The following is a 22,046-nucleotide window of genomic DNA, read 5'->3' as shown; positions in this document are numbered from 1 at the left end:
CTTCATTATACTCATTTTAAGTTCTTAATTTCCAACTCCCGCAAAAAAAAGAAAGCGAGGTCTCCCCCGCTTCAGTCCATCGTTACCATCGTACTTAGTGTAGGTGCCTAGACGTTCCGCGGTTCGCTTAATATTTCCTCCAGCGTGCAGCGTCCCGCCTCATCCGCCAAAGCCAGTATTTCATCGCCCGCCAAAATGGGGGTATCTCCTTTCGGAATAATAAGAGCTTCTCCGCGCATAATTGCGATCAGCAGCATATCTCTGGAAAGAGGCAGCTCCTTCAGACACCGAGCGACAGCTTTGGCATTTTGGTGAACCTGCATTTGAATAATCGAGTAGTTCCCGCGGCTGAGCTTTAGAATGGTAAACATATCGTTTAAGCTCATTTCCTCAACCACGATATGGGCCATAACTTCCGCCTGATTCACTCCTACGTCGACGCCCATTCCACTATTGTACAGCCAAGAATTGTTCGGATTGTTGACGAGGGCAACCACCCGTGGAACGCCAAATTCCATCTTGGCAAGTGTCGAGACAACAAGGTTGATCTCATCCGCATCCGTAACCGCTGCCACCACATCGGCTGAGGTAATCCCCGCTTTCTCCAAGATGGCGGGATCTGAGCCGTTTCCGAACAAGACCAACTCAGCCGGCAATTGCTTTAGCAGACTGTCATAGACCGCCTTCCGATGTTCAATAATCCGTAAATCATGACCATTCGAACATAGCAAAGAAGAAAGATAGGCTCCCACTTGACCTCCACCAATAATGATGATTTTCACCTTCTATTCCCCCTTTTCTATGCTAAAGCCAGCATGGATTTTAGTTTTTTAGTTGCTGATGCGATAGTGGAAATATATAGAATGTCTCCTTCTTCGAGAATTGTGCCTAGGGTAGGAATAAAAGTTCGGTTTGCGCGACTGATAGAGACAACCTGAATCTCGCCCAGCGCCGTGACATCATCAACGGTATGCCCTACTAAACCGGAGGGAACCTCGATACGCAGCAAATCGACATCACCGTTACCGATCCGGAATACACTGTCAAATTGGTTATACGTAATGATTTCCGCCGCCTTTTCAATCCCCCAAGATGTGGTCGAGATCGTTTGGATACCGAGCCGCTGGTAAATATCCGCCTTGAGCGGGTCATACAGCCGAGCGATTACACAAGGAACGTGGTATACATTCCGAGCTACCCTTGCTATGACGGCATTCGCTTCATCGCTTTTGGTGCAGCATACTACTGCATCCACCTGATCGATTTTGGCCTCGGTAAGCACCTCCCGGTCGAAGCCATTGCCGGCAATCTTGTCACCCGTAAAATGTACGCCCAAGGTTTCAAATGCCTCAGGGTTGGAGTCAATCACCGTGATGTGATGTCCCTTCTTTGCGAGATTTAGGGATAGTCCCGTCCCCATTCTCCCGCAGCCCACTACAATGATTTTCATTCCTCTCACCTTGTTTTCTTCATGATTCTAAAGATTTTTTTCTAGCCCATGCTTTTCTTGCCTCTTCCAGAAGCAGAACGACCGGTGGCCAAATACACAGGAATAACCAATCGGATACATCCAGCGCTCCCGTATGGAAAACAGCTTGCAGCGGTGCACAATAAACCAGAATCACGATTAAAGCAATTTCAAAAGCAATGCCAAAATTGATTTGGTGATTGCTAAGCAGCCCTACCTTAAAGACGGATTGTCTTTCGGTACGGCAATTAAACACAGCTCCGATTTGGCTGAATACGATGGCGGCGAGCGCCATGGTGGTCGCCTTGATGTAGATCGGGTCTGATCCATCAGCCAGCGGCACACGAGGCCACCCATTTTGTACATTGACAAAGAAATAGGAAACCGCCGAAGTGATGGACCCCAGTAAGCCATACCACAGAAACGCTTTGATCAACAATTTCTTGTTCAGCAATGTCTCCTTAGGATTGCGCGGCGGCCTGTTCATAATGTCCTTCTCCGGTTTTTCCGTCCCTAACCCCAGTGCAGGCAGCATATCCGTGCCCAGATCGATACTTAAAATCTGCATCACGGTCAACGGCAAAGGGATAGCCCCTCGTGAAAACAAGAACAACGCAGAAGGTACAGCCTCCGGCATGTTCGAATTAAGGATGTACAGCAAAAATTTGCGGATATTGCTATAAACGGCACGCCCTTCTTCAATGGCATGTACGATCGAGGCAAAGTTGTCGTCCGTGAGGATCATGTCAGCGGACTCTTTGGCGACATCGGTTCCGGCGATACCCATCGCCACGCCGATATCCGCCTTTTTCAGGGCTGGAGCGTCATTAACGCCATCGCCGGTTACGGCCACGATTTCGCCCATTTCCTGTAGGTTCGAAACAATCCGCAGCTTCTGTTCAGGCGCCACCCGGGCAAATATGATTTCATCCTTCAAATATTGCTTGAGCTGCTCGTCAGAGAGCTTTTCCAATTCCACGCCGGATATAACCCGTGGTTTTGGTCCGGTGACGATACCAATCCGCTTGGCAATACTCTCTGCAGTCAAGCCGTAGTCGCCGGTAATCATAATGATTCGTATCCCGGCCTGACGGCACTTGCATACCGCTTCCTTCACTTCCGGCCGAGGTGGATCGGCCATGACGACTAAGCCGACAAAAACCAAATTTTGTTCGATCAGTTCAGGGGTATAAGCGCTCATAGCTGCTGGCAGCCGGTCTTCCTCCTGAAGCAGGCGGTAGGCTACGGCCAAGACACGTAATCCGTCTCTGGCATAGCCATCGTTGGCAACCATAATTTCTCTCCGCAGCTCATCCGTCAGCGGTTTGACTTCACCGTTAATCCGAATGGACCGGCTCAATTCCATAACTTCCTTTGGAGCCCCCTTGATGTAGGCAATACTGTGGGCTCCTTCTATAGGCTGTAAAAGTCGATGAATCGTTGACATTCTTTTACGACGGGAATCAAATGGCAATTCTCTTAAGCGGGGTGTTGTGGCAGCTTGGTGCTGCATATCGATACCGGCTTTTTGCGCTACGACACCAAGGCAAGCCTCCGTTGGGTCGCCAAGCACGGTGTAACGGGCAGATTGTTCATTAGGGGGTAAAATGCGGGCGTTACTGCATAAGGCAGCGGCCGTCAGCAGCAGCTTGATGTCCAAATTGTCATTGGCCGTAACGGTTTTGCCTTCACGAAGTATACTTCCCTCCGGTCCATAACCGACACCGGTGACTTCATATTGCTGCTTTGCGAGCCAAAGGTGATTCACGGTCATTTCGTTTTGCGTCAAGGTCCCCGTTTTATCCGTACAAATTACAGATGTGCTCCCAAGTGCTTCAACGGAAGACAGCTTCTTAACGAGTGCATTGCGTTTCGACATCCGCTGCACGGCCATGGCTAGCGCCAGGGTCACCGTAGGCAGTAAGCCCTCCGGAATGAAGGCGACGATCATGCCTAAAGCAAAAATAAACGATGAAGCAAAGGTCTGTTTTACAAGCAGCATGGCGGCGAGCAGGAAAACAACCCCAAAAGTGATGGCAATGATTGAAATTTGTTTCGTTAAGCGGTCCAGTTCTTTTTGCAGCGGGCTTGTTTCTTCGCCCATATTTTGCGTTAAATTAGCAATTTTCCCGAATTCTGTTCCTGCCCCGATTTCCATAACAACCGCTTTGCCGTTCCCGCCTGAAACGGTGGTTCCCGCAAAAATCAGGTTAGGGGTTTCCGCTTGTGTTAAGTCGTCTCTAAGCACAGCTTCTTTTATCTTACGAACAGGATTCGATTCTCCCGTAAGCGTGGATTGATTCACTTGCAGATCACTACAATCGACCAAACGCGCATCCGCGGAAATTTTGTCCCCTTCCTCAAGCAGCATCAAATCGCCAACCACTAAATCCTCGGCCAAAATTTTTTGTTCCGTATTGTCACGAATAACCCGGGCATAAGAAGGCAGCATATTTTTCAAAGCTTCCGTTGCCTTGCTGGCCCGGTGCTCCTGCCAAAAGCTAAAAACCCCGTTGATGACATTTACGAGCCAAATGGCTACCGCCAATTGGAGCATGTCCGCAAACAGGGCAATAATACCGCCAACCCACAGCAAAATGGCCATGAGGTTGGTAAAATTTTTAAGAAAATTTAGCAGCAGCGACTGCTTTTTCTTCTCATCGATGACGTTTTTTCCATAAATCTGTTGTTTCTCTTGAGCCTGGGCGGCCGTTAGCCCCTTAGTGGTTACGTTAAACGCTTCAAAGACCTGAGCGACCGAAAGCTTATGAATTTGTTCCATAATAATCGGACTCTTCTTTCCATATGGAGTATCCATACTGACGGACGAATTAGTGGTCCTAATTATTATTTAAACGTTTGCCCTTGCTTTTAACCAAGTAGAATCAGTTATACAAAAAGACACCATCTGACACCAAACTTATCAATAAAATCTGCACACAATGAACTAAAATCACAAGGACCTAACGGAAAGAGGATCTCACTGTCTTCTTTAAGAATCTCATAAGCCCTTTTAACCTGTTCCTCATTGCCTTCACCATAATGAAAGCAGAACTGCATGGTGTTGCCAGTAATTCTTTCATCCATGCCGTCATTCGCCTCAGCTATTGCTAAGGTATGACCACAAATATCCAGCTCGGCATGATAATATGTTTCATCAGAGCTTTTTACATTAAAGCCCAAGGTGGCATTAAATGCTTTTAAATACAGTCCTACAGCCTCGCAGCTATTCTTTACATAAACTTGCATCATGACCCTTTTCATAATGTTAATGTACCTCCTAATTTTCAGGTCCTAAGGAGTGCACTAACCTACACCATACTGCCGATCAGCAGGAGTAAGAGCAATAATACTAATACAATCAAGCTGACGACGAAGCCCGAAATCCCCAGTCCTTTGCCTCTCGTTGATTTTAGTGACATCGCACCGAATATGATTCCAAGAACCAGGAAAAACAGGTTTGCTACGAATATTAATCCGACAGCTGCATCGCTCATGTCGTTCACACTCATTGCCAACATACCAACAAACATAAATATACTGATGAGCGATACGATAAATGATGTAACTGCAAAGACATACCTGTCAGCAGCATTCTGGGGTTGTGGATTGAATTGAGTTTGGTATTGGTATTGAGATTGGTATTGGGATTGGTATTGGGATTGGTATTGGGATTGGGGTTGCGGCTGCTGTTGAACTTCATATTTTATCGGGTCCATCTTGTCCTCCAATGTAGTTTTCTTGAATTTGTATGTATACCCACACTGTATCACAGGCAATTTTTTCCTACTATATAGTTTTCGAATCTGTCACGATTTCCGCCAGGATCTTCTCAAACTTTTTCTCTGACAAAATTTCATGAGTGACAAACCGTCCATTGTAAAAAAGGCTGTAGGTCGTTGTTGGTGCAGGGGCCTGCTTAGCCTGATTTGTTGTCTCGATGTGAACGGCCTTGAAGGGAACCCCCTTGGCTTTGGCGATCCCTTCAATCAGCGGTACATATTTGGCGGTAAACGGGCACTGGTCGGCATAAAACAGCACAAAGCCTTCATCCTGAATCGCCGGAGATTTCACATGCTTCATAAAGCGCGGTACAGGTGCAGACTTATCAAAGGGCAAATAAAGCAGCTCAAAATAAGGCTCAGCCGTATCCGCAAGCTCAAAGTCCTTGTACCGCAAATGCTTGGGATCCGAAAGATAGGGCATTTTTCGTGATGACGATAATATGACAAGCCCGTGTTTGCCCTTGGCCTTACTGTCCTCAATGCACGCGTTCAGCAGCAAATTCGAATTTCCTTGACCTTTATACTGTCCGGAAACCCAAAAGCAGTTGATGTACATATATCCGTCCGCTTCAATGGGGCACCAGGCGTTTTCGGCCGGGATATATTCGATGAAGCATTTGCCCCGGACATTCCCTTTTTTGAAGACGAGACCTTCGTCAAAGCGCTCAGCCAGCCACGACTTTTTCGAAGCGACCTGACAGTCCTCATTACTGGAAATTGCACAGCAAATATGCTCCTGCTCTAGATTTTCCCGGGTCACCGTAATAATGTCCATGCTGCTTACCTCCTTTACGTATCCGTACGAACCTCGTCCCACTCCTGCCCCATATAACCGATGAGCCAATTCAGCGCACGATGCCGTTCGTATACAACGCCACCTTCCAAATTCCCAGGCGCATCCTCGCTGTGAATCCGGCTATCCACACAGAGCCAATCGTAACGATAGATCAAATCGGCTTCATCCAGAATTTCCTGGTTACTCCGCAGCCGCGAGCCTGCAAGAAACTCTTCGAAATTATCGAACTGCTGCAGTTTGGACACCGCAAGCGCGACATCACACAAGCCAACCGGATCATCCAGCTCCTCGACATGGCCGAGCGCCCACAGCAGCGTCCAATATCCTTCGTAACACCAGGAGAACGGTATCGCCTCATTATCCCCAGCCTCATCGTTACTTAGAAACTCCCTTTCCTTTGGCGAAAAGAAACCCGCCGCCCCGTAACGCTCTGTGACGTTGCCTACCAACCGCTTGGTATCTTCTACGGTTTCACCGGAGCAGACACATTCACCCTTCAGTGCGATGATGCATAACGCTACCGTCCGCTTTGCGACTTCGTCCAAGGATCGAATGCCCTTCGCCGCTTCATCGCCGATGTATCCGGCCATCGGTGGCATTTTGGAGATGCCTTTGGCCGATATCAAGCGCTCCGAACGAAGCTTGCGCGCTTTACCGGATTCCGTTTCCGCATCTTCCTCATGCAAATAGCTGACGTGAGCCGTGACATTGTAATCCTCCACCTCGGAGCGCCCGTTCACGTCGAGCAGCAGTCTGCCGCTAGGGTCCAGCAAAGCACCGCCGCCCCAGAACACCAGCCCATCCAGCGGCTCAATGATCGACAACAACTCGGCAAAAAACTTGTCCGAAATGTCCTCCTCCGTCTCAACGCCGATGACCATGTTGAGTGTGCTGATCTTAATCAGCAGCTTCTCATGAACCGACTCGTTCTCCGCCGGAATCTGGCGGAAGAAGTTGCCCATACCCTGAATCATCGCGGTGAATTCCTCGGGCTCCGTCCGGCTGGTCATGATATTGAAGCCTTTGACTTTTTTACTGAACCAGCCGCCGCTCGTGATTTGAATTTTAGTTTTTGACTCGTTCACCGTTACCTTGTCATTCGGATAAATCGATTTAATCCGTTCCACCACTTGATCCAGATCAAAGGTTGAACTGTATAAAGCGCAATTTTTCATCATTTACTCCTTCCGGCGCCGTTCATTCCTAACGCACTCTATTGTCTTTAGAGCCTACCAATGTACAATGCTTGCTCATTAAAGGATACGCTATAACCGCATCGGTACAATTCAAAATAAGGAGCCAGCGGGTCAGAATCCTTCAGCTCTTCGTACTGGGGCCATTGCAAATAGTAGGAGACCCAATAATCGCAGGCAATGGAATAATAGGCTTCTCTTAGTATGCTGATGGGCTCATCGTAATCGGTGCAGTCGCTGATGAGATCACTTAATTCTTCATAGACCGACTCTTCCTGATCATCTCGGTAAGCTTCAATTTTCTCTTTGGGGAGGACCGTTATATTCGAAATGCTTTTCAGATATTCAGCAGCCTCATCCGGCTCCTCCTGGGTATGTTCGGAAAACAGTGCGATAAGCCTGCCAAGCAAATTTTCGCCAAGTTCCTTCAGCTTCTCCTCAGAAAGCTCCTCTGTTTCTCCATTAAAGTATCCCGGGACCGTATCCCCTTCGAAATCTCGCGGATCCAGCATTTCATAAATGGGCCGAATTCTATTCAAGTACTCGCCGCCATTTGCGAGCGGTTCAAATGTTCGCTCTACACCTTTCCCGCTAGGCATGTAGCATTGGAAGTAGCCGTAGAATCGATCTTCATCGATTTTCTCGCCCTCCTCGGCGCTTTCTCCTAAAAGTCCAAGTAAATACCGTGCATACTCCTGTTGGTCCAAACCTCTCATCCTTTCAGGCAGGCTAATGTCCCCCTTTTGGTTATTAACCAATGGTCTCGACTACGTTCCCCTCATTATCCTTGATGTGGGTCTTTACAACTTCAATAACAGCACCTGGTAAGGAAGCAACTTCAAAGGCACCAGCCTTAGGCAGCAGCTTTTGGGATAGCTCGGCAGCCGCCGCATCATGCAGCGTGATATGGACTTCTTCCGCTTCCGTTTTCCACCCGGCTTGCTCTCCAGGTTCAAAAACAACCCGCAAACCGGAACTAACAAGAGTCAGGTCTTTCCCTTTTAAAAGGCGCCCGCGCAGCAGCTTTCCAACGATGTCTGCCTGCTTTGCTCCCAGCGTGAGCTTCGCTGGCGTTTTCTTGAACAAGGATTTCTTCTCCGGCTCCCAGGCAAGCTGATCTACAAATAAAAATCCGGTATTCGAGCCGTCTCTTTCCCGGCCTGCATTCACCGCTTCGGCAACAGCAGGCGTTTCCAAAAGTGAAACACGAGTCAAATCAGTTATGTAATAAGGCATGTAAGGCTGGCAAACCTCAAGCAGCCCCAGTGTATTCCACGTTTGCATCGCCTGTAGCTCATCTTTGGTGATCCCCACCATTTGGATAAATTGCACCTTTCCGTTTGGCGTATCGATCGTCGGAAGGTCGGGATCCTCAGTAAAAGCGAGCGCTGTTAGCGCGGTATCCGCATTCAGACAGATCGGACCGTTAGCATCGAGATAATCGCCCGATTGGAAGACGTTTCCGCTGCGGAACACGTATCTGCCCATATTTTGCAGCAAATTGAGTGCCCATGCCGGTGGTTCTTCCTCATCCGGTCCCCGGTTTAATCGGAACGTCAATTCAAATCCGTAGCCGCTGTACTCCAGATCCTCCGACTCCTTCTCATAAAGCTCGCTGAAGCCATAGGTGACGAAGTGCCAATGTGGGACTGGTGTCTCCACCTTGTAAGCGCTGATTCCATTCAGCGGATCATTGCCACCCAGTGCATAAGGAATAATCGTTCCGTAATGTTTAGGCTCCTGGGTCCCATACAGCCTTTCCATCTCCTGGTCTATTGCATCCCATCCACGTGCCTCTACTTCTTCACTCATTCCATTCACTCCTTCTATGTACTAAAACCAATAATTAACTGTAATGGTATCATGGATGGGCCGGGACTTATAGTGACAAAAGTATCGACTTCCGATTTCCCCATCACGTTGTATAATGGTCATGGCAAGTTTTACCTGAACACTGGATCAGAGAAGGAGAAATAATGAAAAAGCTAGTAAAAAAAGCAGCAGCGATCGTGATGCCAGCCGTTCTTACATTCACGCTCGTAGCCGCTGCAATGATGAATGCACCAGTTGCCCGTGCGGAAGCTGCTAAGGAGCAGATTCAGCTATCCGGGGGTGCAAGCTACATAGGTGAAGTGCTAAACGGCAAACCTCATGGAGAAGGCACGATTTCCTGGGGAGCAAAGAAGCAGTATACCGGGCATTTCGCGAATGGTCAGCGCTCTGGGGAAGGCAAATTCGTCAACGAATACGTGGACGATCAAGGGAGCACACACGAGGTGGCTTTCGACGGAACCTGGAGCAAGGACATGATGTTCAAAGGCATCTACACCGAAAAAGTGACCGATACCTACCAAAGAGTTACTGTTAAGTTATTTATGAACGGTAAGTTCAAGGATAATCAGCTCCAAAGCGGCTACCTCGCGCAGCGCGCTTTGTCCGATCCGGATTACGCTTTTACTTATAAGGACGGCAAGGAAACGCTGTATGTCATGGGTACTCCCAAGGATATGGTCAACTCCTGGAAAAAAGGTACCTTATTTTATGTGAAATACCAGAAGGGTTCAATCAGCAAGGAATGCTGGGATATCCCAGGGGAGACGAAAACCAAGGAACGCGCCAGACAGCAAACGATTCAATATTTGAAGAAGATCACAGCGCAGGTAACCCCGCAGCTGAAAGAGTTCGAGAAATTAGCCAAGCAAGTCGAAATCAAGTGATCTATCCGGGAAGCCAGAGGACCGTGTGAACAAGGCACGGCCCCTCTTATTTCTGGCAGTGATTTAATGAAAAGTAACTTTTTTGACGGGTAATCCGTTATTTTATAGAATCAATTTTTAGCGTTCATCTTGTTTATGGCAGGTGTGTTATTTATGCTTACCTCGTATCTGTTTCCAATCAAATATGCATTTCTATCATTTCCATTTGCGGCGCTGCTGTTTACGCTGCCTTTTCTGCTCGTGCAGTACCGTAAATACGGATATGTTAATAAAATTCGGGCTTTGGTACTCTATCTTTTCTTGTTATACCTGATGAATGCCCTGTTCCTTGTGCTGCTGCCGCTACCTGCGTCAAGGCATAATGCCCCGCTGCACGGCGGCGCCCTGCAATGGATACCGCTTCATTTCATTGCCGACATCATGAGAGAAACCTCCGTGTCCGCAAGTCATCCGTCCACTTACTTGCATCTACTCAAAGAGCGAGCTTTTCTCCAGGTCGTATTCAACATCTTGCTGACGGTTCCTTTCGGGATGATCCTCCGCTACTATTTTCGAGCAAAATGGGTTCGCGCGACACTGTGCTCCTTTTTCCTCTCATTGTTCTTTGAGATTACTCAGGTCACGGCGATTTTCGGATTTTACGACCATCCTTACCGGGTTTTCGATGTAGATGATCTCCTGATGAACACGCTAGGCGGAATGCTGGGAATTCTGTTTGCCGAATGGCTGTCCGGGCTGCTGCCGAGAATTGAACGACTGGACGAAAATGTGGATGTGGAGGCTAAGAGGGTCAGCTTTACTAGACGGGGTGTTGCCCTTCTGATCGACGGATGCGCGTGGGCTCCGCTGCAATCCATAATCTATCTTTTCGGAATCCCCGGGGATTTCTGGATTTCGACCGGCATTTATTTCATTCTCATACCGTATTTCACGCACGGTCAGACGCTGGGAAAATGGGTCGTTCGGATTCGGGTCGTAAGCGAGCCTGAACATGAGAATCCTTCGTTACGGGCACTGGTCGTCCGGTATGGCTTGTTGTATTGGGTTGTATTTGGCTTCATTCGCTTCATGCCCGGCATTTTCAGCGAGCATTACCTTCTAGGATACGCCTACGTACTCGCCCAGCTTATTCTATATGGTTGGTTCTTCATCCACATCGTGATTCACATTTTTCGGAAGGACTCCCTTCTGTTCTATGAAAAGCTGAGTCATACAGCGCAAAAGATCAGCTGGAAGCCAAAAACACATACAGAAGACAATCAAAACGATAGGGAAAAATCGCCTGACGACGTCCTTTGAGTTGGCAAAGACTTCTACACCACTAACTGCATTTTATACATCTATTTTCGGGCAAACTGCGGATTTCTGGATTTTAACTGTAAAACCTACAACTAAAATGGGCCAACCGCACAGAAGAGGCGATTCCCCCTCTTTTAACTGCACTTTTTACAACTAGGTTTCTAAGACTGCCATAATGACAAGGATTAACTGCATAAAATGCAATTACTACGGGTGAGAAGGCCAAGGGAACTACGAGGATATCAGCCCATTTTGGCCGACACCCATGTTTCACTCGCCCGTATTACTCTTTTGCTGATCGTCTGCAAGGTTCATTTACCCAGTTATTATCTACTTTCTGATTTGTCAAAAAAAGGTCTGACTCCGGAGTGATCCTCCTGAGTCAGACCTTTTAATAACTTACGAAGGGCGGAATTGCTCTCTTATCTTCTTCGTTTGTAGGCTAAAGAATACTGGTCCGCCGCCAGAATCGCATCCAGCATGTCCTCCGCCGTGATCGGAAACGCAAGGCGCTGCGAGGTTTCACTCGGTTTGGTTGCCGCTTGGGCGGCGTGATACAGATCTTCCCTTGGTGCGCCACCCAGCTTCAGATCCTCCAGCGTAACCGGAAGCTCAAGCTGCAGGAAGAAATCGATGTAACGCTCGATTTCCGCCTGAGGGCGCTGCTCGAGCGCAAGCTGCACCAATACACCAAAGGCGACCTTTTGCCCATGGGTAAGCCGTCTAATCTCTCCTTCGAGCACCGAGAAGCCGTTATGAATAGCATGGGCTACTGCCAAGCCGCCGCTCTCAAAGCCCAGCCCGCTCAGCAGCGTATTGGCTTCGATGACCGCCTCCAGTGCGGGAGTCACCACCTTGCGCTTAACGGATTCATAAGCGAGAAGGCCGTAGTCGAACAGCGTCTCCTCGCATTTTCGCGCGATAGCTTCAGCGGCAAGGGTTGGCAATCCACCCGCGAGCGTTTGAGAGCGGGCTTCGATCACGGCGCGGCATTCAATCCATGTCGCCATCGCATCGGCGATCCCGGAGGCCAGCATCAGCGGCGGCGCACCAGCAATGATTTTGGTATCCACCAAAATCAGCTCGGGGTTTTTCCGATAATATGTATATTGGTCGAAGGCTCCCTCCGGCGTGTATAGCACCGAAATCGCGCTGGTCGGCGCGTCGGTAGATGCGGTGGTCGGTAGGATAGCACATGCTGCGTTCAACCAATGATTAACCGCCTTCGCGGTGTCAAGCGTCTTTCCTCCTCCTAATCCCACCACCAGATCTATGTTCTCGCTGCGAGCCCCGTCCGCAATACGCTTGATTTCTTCGGGTGAGCTCTCCCCCTCAAATTTGGCTTTATGTACTGTAATGCCTTCGGCTTCCAGGCTGGCCGACACCCGGTCTCCCACCATACTCCAAACGAAATCATCAGCGATAATCAGAGCTTTGTTTCCCAAACCTTTCATATATAAGCCGGCTTTGTCGAGCACGTTTTTGCCTTGGACGTATTTTGCCGGGCTGATGAAAATTCTCTCGTTCATATCCTCACTCCTTCGCGTAATGAAACACCATCTTTTTCTCATACTTTTTCCATTTAAAATTAACGTTAAATCCCTCATATAGCACCGTCAAGGGGTTTCCTCAAGACTAACAATAATAACGATTTGAAATGTTTATAATGTGACAAAAAAGTTCAATTGTATGTAACAAGAAAGATGCTAAACCTTAATCTTCACGAAACGTTTATTATGGTATAATCACGTTTGTCGTTGGATGGATAAAATTTCATTTCAACCGAGAGTGCAAGTACAAACAGAAACAGGTGATCAGATCAGATGTTTGAACTAAAATGGCTATGGCAGAACCTGGAGGGAGACCGAACAAGGTATGTTACAGCGCTCTTCCTATCCGTGGTGTGCTCGTCGCTCACGATTGTAAACCCGTACATCGGTCAGCGTATTGTCGACACCTTCATTACTGGCGACAACGCGCTGCAAAATTTGACACAGGAGCGGGGATTGCTTATTATGCTCTGCCTGGGCATGATCGCATTTTCCTTGCTGCGCACGGGTTTATCTTATGTAACAACGATGCAATACGAGCAATCCTCGCAGAACATGATGTATCGTATCCGTATTTTCCTGTACAACAAGATCCAAGGGCAGGATATGAAGTATTACGACCACAACCGTACCGGCGACCTCATGACCAAGATGACAGGCGATCTGGACATGGTACGGCACTCGATGGCATGGATTATCAAAACGATCATCGAATCGCTGACGATCTTCGTGGCCGCTGTGATCTATTTTTTCACCATCGATGTTGAACTAACGCTGTGGCTGCTTATCCTATCACCGCCCATCTTTGTGGTCGCATACATATTTGCCAAACGCGTTCGGCCGATGTATGTCGATCTGCGCGAGCGGCTGTCTCAGCTGAACTCGACGACGCAGGAGAACATTGCAGGAAACCGTGTCGTTAAGGCATTCGCCCGCGAGGAATACGAAATCGAGAAGTTCACCGACAAGAACATCAACTACTCCAAAGCAAACAAAACGGCGGCTCTCGTATGGCTTGACTATTTTCCTTACCTGGAAACGTTCGCTCAAGCCTTCAACGTTATTCTGATGCTGGCCGGCGGTATATTCGTCATGAAGGGCCGGATCACCTTCGGTGAATTTTCGGCTTTCTCATCACTGATATGGGCCATTTCCAACCCGATGCGCAACATTGGGATCATCATCAACGATATTCAGCGCTTTTTTGCAAGCTTGACCAAAATCGTCGAAATCTATTACGCGCGGCCTAATATCGCCAACGAGCATAACGCTGTAGAGAAACGCCGCTACGAAGGCCGGATCGCGTTCGATCACGTCAGCTTCAAGTATGAAAGCGCAACAGTGCTCGACGATGTGAGCTTTACGATTAAGCCCGGAGAGACCGTCGCTATTATGGGGTCAACAGGGTCGGGCAAAACAACGCTCGTCAACCTCATCCCTCGTTTTTACGACGTGACAAAGGGGCAGGTGCTGGTGGATGGCGTCGATGTACGCAAGCTGGAGCTTGACGAGCTGCGGGGAAATATCGGCGTAGCGACCCAGGATGTCCTCTTGTTCTCCGATACGATTGACGGGAACGTTGCCTTTGGCGACCCCGATCTTCCGGAGGAGAAGACGGAGGAATATGCCCAGCTCGCGGCTGCGCATGAATTTATTACGAAGATGCCCGAAGGGTATGACACGATTGTTGGGGAACGCGGCGTCGGCCTGTCCGGCGGACAGAAACAGCGCATTGCATTGGCCCGGGCTATGGCGGTCCGGCGGCCAATTCTGATCCTGGACGATACGACATCTGCGGTCGATTTGGAAACCGAGGAGCATATCCAGAAAAGCTTGAATGAGCTCGATTATCCTTGCACGAAAATCATCATCGCGCAGCGTGTATCCACCACCGCTAAAGCCGACCGTATCCTTATTTTGGATAACGGCCGCCTGATCGAGGAAGGTACCCACGCCGAGCTGCTGGCGAAGCGCGGTTATTACTACGATGTGTTTATGCTTCAGAATGAGGGTATTGGCAGAGGGCAGGTGACCGAACATGGCCAGAAATAAATTCGACGTCGATGAAAATCTGGAGTCGCCTTTTGATATAAAACACTTCCGCCGAGCCATGGTTTACATTAAGCGGCAGAAGAAGCCGATGATCGTGGCGTTTTTGCTCAGCATGATTTCAGCGGCTGTCGCGCTATCTGCACCTTTGATTTTGCAGCATGTCGTCGACGTAACCATTCCTGAAAAAGCGGTAGGAGCGCTAGTAGGCTGGTCAGCGCTAATGCTGGCAACGATCGTGATCAGCGTTGTTTTGGCAACGATCCGTTCGCGCATTATGACTAGCGTTGGGCAGGACATCATTTTCGACATTCGGACGGATTTGTTCAAGCATTTGCAGGAGCTTCCGTTCAAATATTATGACGACCGACCGCAGGGCAAAATTCTGATCCGGGTCGTGAACTATGTCAATTCCGTTTCCGATGTGTTATCCAACGGTATTATCAACTTCATACTTGAATTATTAAACTTGATCTTTATCGCTGCGTTCATGTTCGCCGTAGATGTCCGGCTTTCGCTTATCATTATTGCAGGTCTGCCGGTATTCCTTGGAATCATGCTGCTAATCAAGACCCGGCAGCGGCGGGCGTGGCAGGCCGTATCCAATAAAAACTCAAATATGAATGCTTATTTGCAGGAAAGCATCAGCGGCATCGGCGTGACGCAAATTTTCTCTCGCGAGCAGCGCAATGAAGGCATCTTTACCCGTCTTGCCGGTAATTACCGGGGGGCATGGATGCATGCTCTACGCTACAACGCTTTGATTCCGTTCACGGTCGACAATCTGGCGACGATCGTTACAACGATGATTTATTTAGTCGGTCTGCTCGCGCTCGATCCGAAGGATGTCACCTTTGGTGTCATTCTGGCAATGAGCAGCTACGCGGCGCGCTTCTGGCAGCCGATCCTGAACCTTTCGAACTTGTACAACAGCTTCATCAACGCTGTCTCTTATCTGGAGCGGATTTTCGAAACGCTCGATGAGCCGGTTACCGTCAGCGATATCCCAGGAGCGAAGGAGCTTCCGCCTGTTCAGGGTGATGTAGCCTTCGACGATGTGACCTTTGGTTATGACGAAGGAGTCAACGTTCTTGAGAATCTCTCGTTCGAGGTCAAGGCAGGAGAAAGCATCGCGCTCGTTGGACCGACAGGGGCTGGCAAAACCACGGTCGTCAACCTAATTTCGCGGTTTTATAACCTGACCGGCGGCAAAATTCTAATCGACGGTCACGACATCTCGGAGGTCACGCTAAAATCGCTGCGCAGCCAAATGGGCATCATGCTGCAGGACAGCTTTATTTTCTCCGGCTCGATCCTGGACAATATTCGTTACGGGCGGCTGGACGCCACCGAAGCGGAAATCGTGGCTGCTGCAAAAACGGTATGTGCCGACGAGTTTATCCGTGAGTTTGACGAAGGCTATATGACGGAGGTCAACGAACGCGGCTCGAAGCTGTCCCAGGGGCAGCGGCAGCTGATCTCTTTTGCCCGGACGTTATTGGCCGACCCGCGCATTCTGATTTTGGACGAAGCGACCTCGTCGATTGACGCAAAAACTGAACGGTTGCTGCAGCAGGGCTTAAACGAGCTGTTGAAGGGCCGGACCTCGTTCATCATCGCGCACCGGCTGTCCACCGTAAAGAACTGCGACCGCATCATGTACGTGTCCGACAAAGGCATTGCGGAATGCGGCTCCCACGACGAGCTGATGGCCCGGCGTGGACTTTATTATCGGCTCTACTCTGCGCAGAAGATGGAAGCTTAAAAAAAATAAAGTTCAAAAAGGGGCTGTACCTAAAGTCATCAAAGATGACAGAGGTAAGCCCCTTTAATATATCGACCATTTTTCAAATGTTTCTAAAAGTACTCTAATTACAATTTTTTGGATATTTTCTCAAAAAGCTCCGTAACTTTCCTGATGTATCCGTTGTCTATATATATGATCATATTTCCTGAATAACATTAATGAGGTAAAAAATGAAAAAAATATTAGCGGTTTCAATAGTCATTGCAGCAGTTGCCGTGTTTGCAACGTCCATTAACTTTGCTTCAAGCGGAGACTCTGCAAGGGTAACGGATAACCTTCCTGCAGCAAAAGCACCCAATATCGCAGGTGGAATGGTTAGGTCAGTGGAATACGGAAATAAGTGGGACGGCAGTGTTGCAGCTAATAATTCCACTCAATCTGCATTTAGTGTGCCTGGCGGTTTTGGATATGTGAAAATGTGGTTTCACAATAAAGATTCGAAATCAGTTACGATTACTTTAAGACATGAGTCCGGCAAAGAATATTATTCAAAAACGCTCTTAGGCAATTCACAAGATATTTGGTATAGCGCCACTGATTACCCGCAAGGTGTGCGCGCTGGTAAATATACCGTCCAATTTCATTCCTCGGAAGGAGCTGTAGATGTTCAATATAACGGATTTGCTACTGACAAACCGTAAGGATACCCAAAACAAACATATGTTGCATAGAGCCTTCATAGCGTCTAAATTGTCCGTTCTTCCCGGTCTCCCCGTCCAATCCGTGTATCTTGGGTTAGCACTGCAATAAGTTCGTTTATTGCAACGTCCAATCGTTCTTGCAGCAGTTCTGTCAGCTCGAATCCGCCGCCTTCCCGTCTGGTGACCCATTCATCTACAGCAAACACACCGCCCAAAATGTGAGTTCCTCCCAGTGCCGCCACAACCGGCTTCAGTGCATAGTCAACAGCCAGAAAATGCGCGATAGTCCCTCCGATGAACAGCGGAAGCACTACCTTACCTTGCAGCCCCTTTTGCGGGATCACATCCAAAATGGTCTTTAGAGCCCCCGAATAAGCAGCTTTGAAAACCGGACTGGCGATGATGACGGCATCAGCCTCCTCCACGGAAGCAATGATCCGCTTAATAGCTGGACTCCCGAAATCAGCCTGTAGCAAATCCTCTGCTGGAAGATCTGTCGCGGCGATCCATTCCAAAGTGAAGCCGGCTTCCGCCAAACGCTCTCCCGCAAACTCCGTCAATCCGTATAAACGCGATCCTCCGTTCGGACTCCCTATAATTATTGCGATATTTGCCATACTGTCCTCCTTTCATGATCGTCACGTATATCCATACGTCCGTGCCTTTATAAGCCGGCGCTTACCGTTTTCTTATGAAGCGTGTAGCGGTTCTCCGGCTTCGCTAATCCCAAATTACCGCGAAGTGTGTCACTCTCATACTCTTTTCTATATATTCCTCTCTCCTGCAAAATAGGCACAACCTGATCGACAAATTCCTCCAGGCCGTGAGGAACAGCGGCGGCAATCATAAATCCGTCGGCGGCTTCCGCCTCGAACCAAGCCTGAACTTGATCTGCCACCTGTTCGGGCGTGCCGATAAAGCTGCTGCGCGGAGTAGCTGCCTGGAGCGCTACTTGTCTAAGCGTCAGTCCCTTCTCCTGCGCGTCTTTTTTGATTTTGTCCGTGCCGCTCTGGAAGCTGTTCTTCCCGAGGTCTCCCAGTTCAGGGAAAGGATCATCCAGCGGATATTGGGAGAAGTCGTGATGCTCAAAAAATCTTCCTAAATAATCCAGGGCGTTCTCGATAGTGACCAAACTGGCCACCTCCTGATATTTTTGCTCCGCCTCCTCTGGAGTACGACCGATAATAGGGCTGATGCCCGGAAAGATTAACACCTCGCTCGGGTTCCGGCCAAACGATGCGGCACGCGACTTAACATCCTGATAGAACCGGGCTGCCTCTTCTATTGTCTCGTGTCCTGTAAATACGGCATCCGCATACTTCGAGGCGTAATTTTTGCCCACCTCGGAGGCTCCGGCCTGGAAGATAACCGGCTGCCCCTGCTTGGAACGGGCAATGTTCAAAGGCCCTTTTACCGAAAAAAACTCGCCATTGTGGTTCAGCGCATGCATTTTTTGTGGATCGAAAAATACGCCGGTTTCTTTGTTTCGCACGAACGCATCGTCTTCCCAGGAGTCCCAAAGGCCCCGGGCGACATCAAGAAATTCGCTTGCGATCCGGTAGCGCTTGTCATGATCCGGATGCTCCTTTTTCCCATAGTTCAAAGCCGAGCCTTCAAGCGGGGACGTCACGACATTCCACCCGGCGCGGCCTCCGCTGATCACATCCAGCGAGGCGAACTGCCGGGCCACAGTAAAGGGCTCGCTATAAGAGGTGGATAAGGTTCCAACAAGACCGATATGCTGGCTGACCCCAGCCAGGGCGCTGAGCAGGGTAATCGGTTCAAACCGGTTCAAAAAATGAGGAATCGATTTTTCATTAATATAGAGACCGTCCGCAATAAAGATCAGATCCATCCTGCCTTCTTCCGCTTTTTGCACCCACCGTTTGTAAACGTCAAAATTTACGCTAGCATCAGGCTTTGCGTCCGGATGCCGCCACATGGAGGTTCCGCCGCCCACACCGTGCAAAATAGCCCCCAATTTCAATCGTCTTGGCTTCGCCATTTTTTTATCCCCCTTATCCGTTAACGAAATTTTATTACGCCAACATGGCAGCTTGTTTAATGCGTTCGATTTGATCCAGATGACGGTGCACGTGACGTATAAATGCGCCGATGAGATCCGTTATGCTGACGGTCTCACCTTTAAAATTAACGCCGGTTTTTGCCTTATCGGCAGCGGTTAAGCGACGGAGCAGCAACCCGTTGTACTGCAGCAGCGCGTGAAATGCTTGGAGAATATCGGACACGTTCCCGTCGTTGGCATATTGCCCGCTCACCCACGCATCCTGCTGGAACGCCGGCAGCTGAACCGTGGTGCCCGCAAGAATGTCCCGAATTCGGAACGAGGTCACAATGCTGTGGTCCACCAGATGTGCGAGCACCTCCTGCACGCTCCATACCTCCGGCTTCTGCTTCCATCTTGCCTGCTCCTCGCTTAAGCCATCGACGGCCGCAACCAGCAGCCCATGGGTGTTTAAAAAATCTTCAATATAGGATTTCATGGCGGCTATGAAGACTCACCTCCGTTTAAGCTGTAATGCTCCAGCGCAAGTTCTGCCAGCTCCGTGAAAAAGGCGATGCTGACCGGAATCGCCTGCTCATCGACGTCGAAGGCAGGGTGATGCCACTCCTGCGGACCCGCCGTCCCCATAAAAACGAACAGTCCGGGAATCTCCCGCTGATATACTGCAAAATCCTCACCAGCAGGTGAAGGAATTGGGGCAACAGCCTTATAACCAGTGGCCCCGGCCGCCGCAAACCCGAGATCAGCCAGCACAGGGTCGTTGTTGACCGGCGGAGGACCCTCGATCCAGCGGATGGAGGCCGTCGTCGCAAATGCCGCCGCTATGCCCTCCACGATTTGAGTGAAGCGATCCAGCACCTCCCGCCGCACCTCCTCGCTAAAGGTGCGAATCGTTCCCTCTAGCAGCGCCTTGTCGGGAACCACGTTCCATGCCGTTCCGCTGTGCAGCTTCGTCACGCTGATGACGGCACTCTCCAGGGAGCTTACATTCCGGCTCACAATCGATTGAAGCGCCGTAATGATATGCGAGGCCGTCACAATCGGATCAAGGCCGGCTTCCGGAACGGCCGCGTGCGTTCCCTTGCCGGCCACCTCCACGACGAAGCCGTCGGCGGCCGCCATCAGCGGACCGCTCTTAATGCCGATCGTTCCGACGGGAAGATCCGGCTTATTGTGCATGCCGAATATGGCCTGCACCCCATCCAGCGCGCCGCTGTCGATCACCTGTCTCGCGCCCTTGGCTTTTTCCTCCGCCGGCTGGAAAATCAGCCGGACGGTTCCCTTAAGCTGAGCTTCCCGTTCCTTTAATGCATAGGCCGTTCCAATCAGGGCTGCGGTGTGAAAATCGTGCCCGCAGGCATGCATCTTGCCAGGAGCCGTGGATGCAAAGGGCAATCCGGTCTCCTCCAGGACCGGAAGTGCATCGATGTCAGCTCTTAGAGCGATCACCGGCCCTTCCCGAAGACCTCCGACTTCGGCAATCACCCCGGTTGTGAGCGGATAGTCCAAAATCCGGATTTCAGCTTCCTTGAGCCAGCCGAGAATCCGGCGGGTCGTTTCGAATTCCTCATTCGACAACTCCGGGAACCGATGCAGCTCGCGCCGGTATTCGATAAACCGTTCAACTCCGGTCCCGCCAGCAAATAAACTAAACGTAGGACTTGGCATGCTTAGACCCCCTATACTTTTTCCGCGGCTACTTCCGCAGGCACCTCCGCCAAAGCTTCGTTCAGCAGCTCATAAGAGCGCACCCGCTTGTCAAAGGGCTGGATATTGCAGGTGATGACAAACTCATCGACACCGGATGCCTGCTGCAGTTCAAGCAGCCTCCGGCGGACGGACTCCTTGGTGCCCTTGGTAATAAAGGGCTCCTGCTCCTCGATCGTATAAGGCTCCCCGGCCTGACGTCCGTATTCTTCCGCCTGCTCCCGCGTCCCTAACGTCAAGATCTTCCCGCTCGCCAAATGAACTTTCACTACTTTTTGCGATCCCGCAAGCTCGGCTGCTTCCTCCTCTGACGCCGCTACAATAACCGAAAGCGCCAGGATGACTTGAGGCTTCGTCCCATGAGAAGAATCAAAAGCACGGCGATACGCCCTAATGGCCTCCATTGCTGCGGATTCGTCCCCGTTGATAAATAAGGAAAACACATAAGGGAGACCCAGTCCGGCAGCGATTTCGGCACTCCCGACACTGGCCCCGAGTATGTACAGCTCTGGTACCTGCGCAGGCAGCGGGGTAGCACGCAAACCCGAAAGCGGATGGTCTTCCTCCAGGTTGTTATGAACATAATTCACGAGCTCCACCGTTTTATCCGTCAATGAGGCTTGGTCCTGTGTCCCCCGCTGGAGCGCCTGCGTGCTGCGCGGCAGCCCTCCAGGAGCGCGCCCGATCCCTAAATCTACACGTCCGGGAGCAAGAGAAGCCAGCACGTTAAAATTTTCCGCAACCTTGTAGGGACTGTAGTGCTGAAGCATAACGCCTCCGGAACCGATTCGAATAGATTTGGTTTTGGCCAGCAAATAAGAGATGAGAACTTCCGGTGAGGACCCCGCAACTTGATCCGAGTCGTGATGCTCCGACACCCAAAACCGCCGAAAGCCAAGCGCCTCTGCGGCTTGGGCCAGCGCCACCGTGTGTGCCAATGCTTCCTCCCCCGTCTCCCCGGGATAAATCGGGCTTTGATCCAGTATGCTTATGGTAATACCCATATGT

Annotated in this window: 20 protein-coding genes; 5 read left to right on the top strand and 15 right to left on the bottom strand. The window is 49.9% G+C overall.

Features of this window, described 5'->3' with window-relative positions; all coding sequences use genetic code 11:
• Positions 1-107: 107 nt before the first annotated feature.
• From ACFQ3W_RS01300 to ACFQ3W_RS01260, 9 genes are all read right to left on the bottom strand, one after another.
• Positions 108-782, bottom strand: a complete 675-nt coding sequence (locus ACFQ3W_RS01300; protein WP_379315819.1) for a potassium channel family protein — start codon at positions 780-782, stop codon at positions 108-110.
• A gap of 17 nt (positions 783-799) precedes the next feature.
• On the bottom strand, positions 800-1,450 hold the full coding sequence (locus tag ACFQ3W_RS01295) for a potassium channel family protein (RefSeq protein ID WP_379315817.1): 651 nt from the start codon (positions 1,448-1,450) through the stop codon (positions 800-802).
• A gap of 19 nt (positions 1,451-1,469) precedes the next feature.
• On the bottom strand, positions 1,470-4,250 hold the full coding sequence (locus ACFQ3W_RS01290; RefSeq protein WP_379315815.1) for a cation-translocating P-type ATPase: 2,781 nt from the start codon (positions 4,248-4,250) through the stop codon (positions 1,470-1,472).
• Between the two features lie 107 nt (positions 4,251-4,357).
• The gene (locus tag ACFQ3W_RS01285; RefSeq protein WP_379315813.1) at positions 4,358-4,732 is read right to left on the bottom strand and encodes a VOC family protein; all 375 of its coding nucleotides are present in this window, start codon (positions 4,730-4,732) and stop codon (positions 4,358-4,360) included.
• Positions 4,733-4,779: 47 nt separating this feature from the next.
• Positions 4,780-5,187 (bottom strand): hypothetical protein, encoded by a 408-nt coding sequence (locus tag ACFQ3W_RS01280; protein ID WP_379315811.1) that lies wholly within the window; start codon positions 5,185-5,187, stop codon positions 4,780-4,782.
• 70 nt (positions 5,188-5,257) lie between these two features.
• Positions 5,258-6,028, bottom strand: coding sequence for a YoaP domain-containing protein (locus ACFQ3W_RS01275; protein ID WP_379315809.1), 771 nt, complete (start codon positions 6,026-6,028; stop codon positions 5,258-5,260).
• A 14-nt stretch (positions 6,029-6,042) separates the two neighbouring features.
• Positions 6,043-7,227: a DUF4272 domain-containing protein gene (locus tag ACFQ3W_RS01270; protein ID WP_379315807.1), complete on the bottom strand. Its 1,185-nt coding sequence runs from the start codon at positions 7,225-7,227 to the stop codon at positions 6,043-6,045.
• 44 nt (positions 7,228-7,271) lie between these two features.
• Positions 7,272-7,949 carry a hypothetical protein gene (locus ACFQ3W_RS01265; protein WP_379315805.1) on the bottom strand — a complete coding sequence of 226 codons (678 nt, stop codon included), beginning with the start codon at positions 7,947-7,949 and terminating at the stop codon, positions 7,272-7,274.
• Between the two features lie 43 nt (positions 7,950-7,992).
• Positions 7,993-9,054: a suppressor of fused domain protein gene (locus ACFQ3W_RS01260; protein ID WP_379315803.1), complete on the bottom strand. Its 1,062-nt coding sequence runs from the start codon at positions 9,052-9,054 to the stop codon at positions 7,993-7,995.
• A gap of 164 nt (positions 9,055-9,218) precedes the next feature.
• Between ACFQ3W_RS01260 and ACFQ3W_RS01255 the strand changes: the two genes are divergently transcribed.
• Both ACFQ3W_RS01255 and ACFQ3W_RS01250 read left to right on the top strand, forming a co-directional pair.
• On the top strand, positions 9,219-9,959 hold the full coding sequence (locus tag ACFQ3W_RS01255; protein ID WP_379315801.1) for a hypothetical protein: 741 nt from the start codon (positions 9,219-9,221) through the stop codon (positions 9,957-9,959).
• A 153-nt stretch (positions 9,960-10,112) separates the two neighbouring features.
• Positions 10,113-11,258: a VanZ family protein gene (locus ACFQ3W_RS01250; protein WP_379315799.1), complete on the top strand. Its 1,146-nt coding sequence runs from the start codon at positions 10,113-10,115 to the stop codon at positions 11,256-11,258.
• A gap of 422 nt (positions 11,259-11,680) precedes the next feature.
• Here ACFQ3W_RS01250 and ACFQ3W_RS01245 read toward each other — a convergent pair whose 3' ends face one another.
• Positions 11,681-12,787 (bottom strand): glycerol dehydrogenase, encoded by a 1,107-nt coding sequence (locus tag ACFQ3W_RS01245; protein WP_379315797.1) that lies wholly within the window; start codon positions 12,785-12,787, stop codon positions 11,681-11,683.
• Between the two features lie 294 nt (positions 12,788-13,081).
• Here ACFQ3W_RS01245 and ACFQ3W_RS01240 point away from each other — a divergent pair, with 294 nt between their 5' ends.
• The 3 genes from ACFQ3W_RS01240 (at position 13,082) to ACFQ3W_RS01230 (ending at position 17,305) form a co-directional block, all read left to right on the top strand.
• Positions 13,082-14,860, top strand: a complete 1,779-nt coding sequence (locus ACFQ3W_RS01240; RefSeq protein ID WP_379315794.1) for an ABC transporter ATP-binding protein — start codon at positions 13,082-13,084, stop codon at positions 14,858-14,860.
• Complete coding sequence (locus ACFQ3W_RS01235; RefSeq protein ID WP_379315792.1) at positions 14,847-16,622, top strand: ABC transporter ATP-binding protein; 1,776 nt, start codon at positions 14,847-14,849, stop codon at positions 16,620-16,622. The genes ACFQ3W_RS01240 and ACFQ3W_RS01235 overlap by 14 nt, the downstream gene beginning before the upstream one ends.
• Before the next feature lie 212 nt (positions 16,623-16,834).
• Positions 16,835-17,305 carry a hypothetical protein gene (locus tag ACFQ3W_RS01230; RefSeq protein WP_379315790.1) on the top strand — a complete coding sequence of 157 codons (471 nt, stop codon included), beginning with the start codon at positions 16,835-16,837 and terminating at the stop codon, positions 17,303-17,305.
• A 44-nt stretch (positions 17,306-17,349) separates the two neighbouring features.
• Here ACFQ3W_RS01230 and ssuE read toward each other — a convergent pair whose 3' ends face one another.
• The 5 genes from ssuE to ACFQ3W_RS01205 are packed head-to-tail and all read right to left on the bottom strand — an operon-like array spanning position 17,350 to position 22,042.
• Positions 17,350-17,922 (bottom strand): NADPH-dependent FMN reductase, encoded by a 573-nt coding sequence (ssuE, locus tag ACFQ3W_RS01225; RefSeq protein ID WP_379315788.1) that lies wholly within the window; start codon positions 17,920-17,922, stop codon positions 17,350-17,352.
• 47 nt (positions 17,923-17,969) lie between these two features.
• Positions 17,970-19,310 carry an LLM class flavin-dependent oxidoreductase gene (locus ACFQ3W_RS01220; RefSeq protein WP_379315786.1) on the bottom strand — a complete coding sequence of 447 codons (1,341 nt, stop codon included), beginning with the start codon at positions 19,308-19,310 and terminating at the stop codon, positions 17,970-17,972.
• 34 nt (positions 19,311-19,344) lie between these two features.
• Positions 19,345-19,809, bottom strand: coding sequence for a DinB family protein (locus tag ACFQ3W_RS01215; RefSeq protein WP_379315784.1), 465 nt, complete (start codon positions 19,807-19,809; stop codon positions 19,345-19,347).
• Positions 19,810-19,814: 5 nt separating this feature from the next.
• Positions 19,815-20,999, bottom strand: a complete 1,185-nt coding sequence (locus ACFQ3W_RS01210; RefSeq protein ID WP_379315782.1) for a M20 peptidase aminoacylase family protein — start codon at positions 20,997-20,999, stop codon at positions 19,815-19,817.
• Between the two features lie 11 nt (positions 21,000-21,010).
• Positions 21,011-22,042 (bottom strand): LLM class flavin-dependent oxidoreductase, encoded by a 1,032-nt coding sequence (locus ACFQ3W_RS01205; RefSeq protein WP_379315780.1) that lies wholly within the window; start codon positions 22,040-22,042, stop codon positions 21,011-21,013.
• Positions 22,043-22,046: the final 4 nt, after the last annotated feature.

This window comes from Paenibacillus puldeungensis (assembly GCF_042678945.1).
GTDB lineage: Bacteria > Bacillota > Bacilli > Paenibacillales > Paenibacillaceae > Fontibacillus > Fontibacillus puldeungensis.
Note: the sequence above shows the minus strand (reverse complement) of the source record. Positions and strands in the feature narration are given on the sequence as shown.

Bases quoted from the DNA above. Each gene is read 5' to 3' on its own strand.
- ACFQ3W_RS01240 (WP_379315794.1), top strand. From the start codon at position 13,082: ATGTTTGAACTAAAATGGCTATGGCAGAACCTGGAGGGAGACCGAACA.
- ACFQ3W_RS01280 (WP_379315811.1), bottom strand. From the start codon at position 5,187: ATGGACCCGATAAAATATGAAGTTCAACAGCAGCCGCAACCCCAATCC.
- ACFQ3W_RS01250 (WP_379315799.1), top strand. From the start codon at position 10,113: ATGCTTACCTCGTATCTGTTTCCAATCAAATATGCATTTCTATCATTT.
- ACFQ3W_RS01285 (WP_379315813.1), bottom strand. From the start codon at position 4,732: ATGAAAAGGGTCATGATGCAAGTTTATGTAAAGAATAGCTGCGAGGCT.
- ACFQ3W_RS01205 (WP_379315780.1), bottom strand. From the start codon at position 22,042: ATGGGTATTACCATAAGCATACTGGATCAAAGCCCGATTTATCCCGGG.
- ACFQ3W_RS01230 (WP_379315790.1), top strand. From the start codon at position 16,835: ATGAAAAAAATATTAGCGGTTTCAATAGTCATTGCAGCAGTTGCCGTG.
- ACFQ3W_RS01215 (WP_379315784.1), bottom strand. From the start codon at position 19,809: ATGAAATCCTATATTGAAGATTTTTTAAACACCCATGGGCTGCTGGTT.
- ACFQ3W_RS01235 (WP_379315792.1), top strand. From the start codon at position 14,847: ATGGCCAGAAATAAATTCGACGTCGATGAAAATCTGGAGTCGCCTTTT.
- ACFQ3W_RS01210 (WP_379315782.1), bottom strand. From the start codon at position 20,999: ATGCCAAGTCCTACGTTTAGTTTATTTGCTGGCGGGACCGGAGTTGAA.
- ACFQ3W_RS01260 (WP_379315803.1), bottom strand. From the start codon at position 9,054: ATGAGTGAAGAAGTAGAGGCACGTGGATGGGATGCAATAGACCAGGAG.
- ACFQ3W_RS01270 (WP_379315807.1), bottom strand. From the start codon at position 7,227: ATGATGAAAAATTGCGCTTTATACAGTTCAACCTTTGATCTGGATCAA.
- ssuE (WP_379315788.1), bottom strand. From the start codon at position 17,922: ATGGCAAATATCGCAATAATTATAGGGAGTCCGAACGGAGGATCGCGT.
- ACFQ3W_RS01220 (WP_379315786.1), bottom strand. From the start codon at position 19,310: ATGGCGAAGCCAAGACGATTGAAATTGGGGGCTATTTTGCACGGTGTG.
- ACFQ3W_RS01275 (WP_379315809.1), bottom strand. From the start codon at position 6,028: ATGGACATTATTACGGTGACCCGGGAAAATCTAGAGCAGGAGCATATT.
- ACFQ3W_RS01290 (WP_379315815.1), bottom strand. From the start codon at position 4,250: ATGGAACAAATTCATAAGCTTTCGGTCGCTCAGGTCTTTGAAGCGTTT.
- ACFQ3W_RS01255 (WP_379315801.1), top strand. From the start codon at position 9,219: ATGAAAAAGCTAGTAAAAAAAGCAGCAGCGATCGTGATGCCAGCCGTT.
- ACFQ3W_RS01245 (WP_379315797.1), bottom strand. From the start codon at position 12,787: ATGAACGAGAGAATTTTCATCAGCCCGGCAAAATACGTCCAAGGCAAA.
- ACFQ3W_RS01295 (WP_379315817.1), bottom strand. From the start codon at position 1,450: ATGAAAATCATTGTAGTGGGCTGCGGGAGAATGGGGACGGGACTATCC.